The sequence below is a fragment of the Micromonospora sp. KC207 genome (assembly GCF_004348615.1).
Taxonomy (GTDB): domain Bacteria; phylum Actinomycetota; class Actinomycetes; order Mycobacteriales; family Micromonosporaceae; genus Micromonospora.
In genome coordinates this window covers 1-3,328 of the sequence record NZ_SMKJ01000464.1, presented here as the reverse complement: position 1 = coordinate 3,328, position 3,328 = coordinate 1, and the positions used below count along the sequence as shown (strand labels likewise).

Sequence of the window (3,328 nt, the reverse complement as noted above, 5' to 3'; positions counted from 1 at the left end):
CCCCGGGGTCGAGGCCCCGGGCCGGTCCCGCCGCCGTTGGGCGGTGCCCGTGGTGGCGGGGGCCGTGCTGGTAGCCGCGTTGGCGCTGCTGTTGCCCAGGCTCGACGAGAAGCCGGACCCCCCGCCCCGGGCCCTGCCGACCGAGTCGCCGGCCGTGGAGACGTCTCGGCCCGCGCCGACCCGGTCGCCGAGCGCGCCGACGGCCACCACCCGGACGCCCGTCCGGCCCCGGCCAACCCTCTCGGCGGCGCCGACGACCACGTCGCCCGCACCGTCGGGCGACAACGTGACCGAGGTGGCCAACCAGATCGGGCAGCTCATCGCCACGGGGGTGGCCGACGGCGGTATCCGCGACGACGTCGGCACCGACGTGCGCAACCTGCTCGGCCACGCTGTCCAGGCGAACAGCCCGAGCGACCTGGCCGCGGCGGTGCAACGGGCCCGGGACAAGGTCGCCGATCGGCAGCGTGAGGGCAGCATCACCCCCACGTACGCCCGCCAGCTCGACACCGCGTTCCAGCAGCTCGGGGCGGCCCGGATGTGACCGGCTCGGGTCAGCGTGCCGGCACCGGGACCGGCCGGCGCGGCACGGCGGGCGCGTGCCCGCGCAGGAAGTCGCGGTAGACCGCCTCGTAGCCCTGCGCCATCCGGGCGGTGGAGAAGTTCTCCGCCACGTGCGCCACGCAGTCCGCCGGGTCCAGCAGGGCGGCCTGCCGCAGCGCGCCCGGCAGGTCGTCGGGGCGGTCGCAGACCAGCCCGGTCACGCCGGGGCGGACCAACTCGGGTACGGCCCCCCGACGCAGCGCCACCACCGGCGTGCCGGTCGCCATCGCCTCCAGGATCACCATCCCGAACGGCTCCTCCCACTGGATCGGCATGATCAGGCAGCGGGCGTCGACGAGCATCCGCAGCGCGGCGTCCCGGTCGGCGTTGAACACCACGGTCACGTCCTCGCCGAGCATCGGCTCCACCACCTGCTCGTAGTACCGGCGCTCGGCGGGCTCGTTGCACTTGCCGGCGAGGACCAGCGGCAGGCCCGCCGCCCGGCAGGCCCCGATCGCCAGGTCCGGGCCCTTGTCCGGGCTGAACCGGGCCAGCCAGAGCACCGGGCCGCGTCCCGGCGCGGTCTTGTGCCCGACGTCGGCGGCGTCGAGCGCGTTGTGCACGGTGCCGACCCACGGCAGGCCGGGGTTCAGCCGCCGCTGGGTGTGCGAGATGGCGACCAGTCCGACCCCGTGGTCGGTGTCGCTGAGCACGGTGCCGTACTCGCCGACCGGGTTGCCGTGCACGGTGGCCACGGTGGGCACCGCCCGGCGGCCGGCGACCAGCGGCCCGATCGTGGTGTGGTCGTGCACGACGTCGAAGTTGGCCGGCGAGACGAGGCGGTTCACGTGGGCCAGGTGGGCCAACTCCGGCAGCGACTCGCCGAGCCGGTCGTACTGGAGGTCCTCGCAGGTGGCGACGTAGCCGGCCCGGGTTCCGTGCCGCAGGCCCGCCCCGAAGACGGTCACCGCGTGCCCCCGCTCGACCAGCGCCTCCACCAGCCCGGCGACGACCTGCTCCAGGCCACCGTAGCCGGGCGGTGGCACGGACAGCCACGGCGGGACCACCATCGCGATCCGCAACGGCCGTTCTCCCGGGCGGTCGACCGGCAGGTGGTTCACGGCCACGAGTCCTCCCCGTTGGTCCCTGTGCGCGTGATCGACGGCGCTTTCCCGGCCCCCGCCCCTGGCAAACGGAACGGGACCGGGGCGGAAGTCAGCCGGTTTGGGCGCTCGTCGCCGTACCCATGGCACTTCTCCCCCGCGGTGGCCGGGTCCCGTCGCCGACGGCCGTGTCCCGTCGCCCACCGTGCCCGGCGCGCGGGTGAGGGCGGCTCACCCGGATCGGGTGAGCGGGCCCACGCGGGCCAGGAAGGGGGAAGGGCGGTGGGTGACGAAGCCAACCCCCTTGGCTCCGTCACCCACCGCCCTTCGGGAGGGAGGTAGGTCTGTGTCGGTTACGACGTCTCGGCGAGCGTCACGGTTGCCGTCGCCGCCGATCCGTTGCGCTGGTACTGCACCTCGACCCGGTCGCCGACCTTGCGGGACTGGACGGCGCCCACCAGATCGTCGGAGTCGTTGATCACCGTGTCACCGAACTTGGTGATCACGTCGCCCCGCTGGATGCCGGCCTTCTCCGCGGCACTGCCGGCGGTCACCGACGCGACCACCGCGCCGCCGTTCTCGGCCGGGCTCACGCTCACCCCGAGCGAGGGGTGGCTGACCTTCTCGCCGCGCTGGAGCTTGCCGGCGACGTCCTTGGCCTTGTTGCTCGGGATGGCGAACCCGACGCCGATGTTGCCGGTGCTCTGCCCGGAGGTGGCGATGGCCGTGTTGATGCCGATCACCTCACCCCGGGTGTTGACCAGAGCACCGCCCGAGTTGCCCGGGTTGATCGGTGCGTCGGTCTGGAGCAACCCGGCGATCGAGCTGACCCCCTGGCGTGGGTCCTGCTGCTGGCTCTCGCCTGCCTGGATGGTGCGGTCCCGGGCGCTGATGATGCCCGAGGTGACCGAGCCCTGCAGGCCGAGCGGGCTGCCCAGGGCGAGCACCTGGTCGCCGACCTGCATCGCGTCGCTGTCGCCGAACGTGGCGGCCTTCAGGCCACTGACGCCGCTGGCCTTCACCACGGCCAGGTCGGTCTTCGGGTCGGTGCCGACGATCTCCGCGTCGGCGGACCTGCCGTCGGCGAAGACCACCCTGACGGTCTTGCCGGAGGCGGAGGCGACCACGTGGTTGTTGGTCAGCACGTAGCCGTCCTCGGTGAGGATGACGCCGGAGCCCTCGCCGCTGCCGGTGGTGATCGAGACCACGCTGTCCTGGACGGAGGCTGCGATCTTCGGCAGGTCCGCGCTGTTGAGCACCGGCGCGGCGGAGTAGGTGCGGGTGATCCCGCCCGAGCTACCGTCGAGCGCGAGCGCGAGCGCGCCGCCGGCCACGCCGGAGCCGAGCATCAGCGCGAACACCGCGACGCCGGCGCCGGCCAGCTTGGCGATGCGGCTCGGCTTCGGGGCCTGCGCCCACACCGGCACCGGCTGGCCGGGGTGCTGCGGCGGCACCGGGCCGCCCGGATACGCAGGATTCCCGGCCTGCGGGGCGTACCCGGGGGCCGCCCCGCCGTGCTGGCCCCCCGCGGCCCAGCCGGAGTGCTGCCCGGTCTGCCAGGGGCCGTTCGGGTACTGCCCGGCCGGCTGCTCGCGGGCCGGCATCGAATACGGCGGCGCGGACGGCGTGGCGTATCCGCCGTACGGCTGCTGGCCGTGGGCCGGGGCGGCGGGGCCGGAAGC

Annotated in this window: 2 protein-coding genes and 1 pseudogene; 1 reads left to right on the top strand and 2 read right to left on the bottom strand. The window is 74.5% G+C overall.

Annotated elements, in window-relative coordinates:
* A pseudogene (locus E1258_RS31295) lies at positions 1 to 544 on the top strand (serine/threonine protein kinase); the annotation flags it as partial.
* A gap of 10 nt (positions 545 to 554) precedes the next feature.
* Here the strand turns inward: E1258_RS31295 and E1258_RS31290 are convergent.
* Both E1258_RS31290 and E1258_RS31285 read right to left on the bottom strand, forming a co-directional pair.
* Complete coding sequence (locus E1258_RS31290) at positions 555 to 1,613, bottom strand: glycosyltransferase family 4 protein (protein WP_132407428.1); 1,059 nt, start codon at positions 1,611 to 1,613, stop codon at positions 555 to 557.
* 386 nt (positions 1,614 to 1,999) lie between these two features.
* The coding region (locus E1258_RS31285; RefSeq protein ID WP_243715806.1) for a trypsin-like peptidase domain-containing protein at positions 2,000 to 3,328 on the bottom strand (1,329 nt) is incomplete at its 5' end.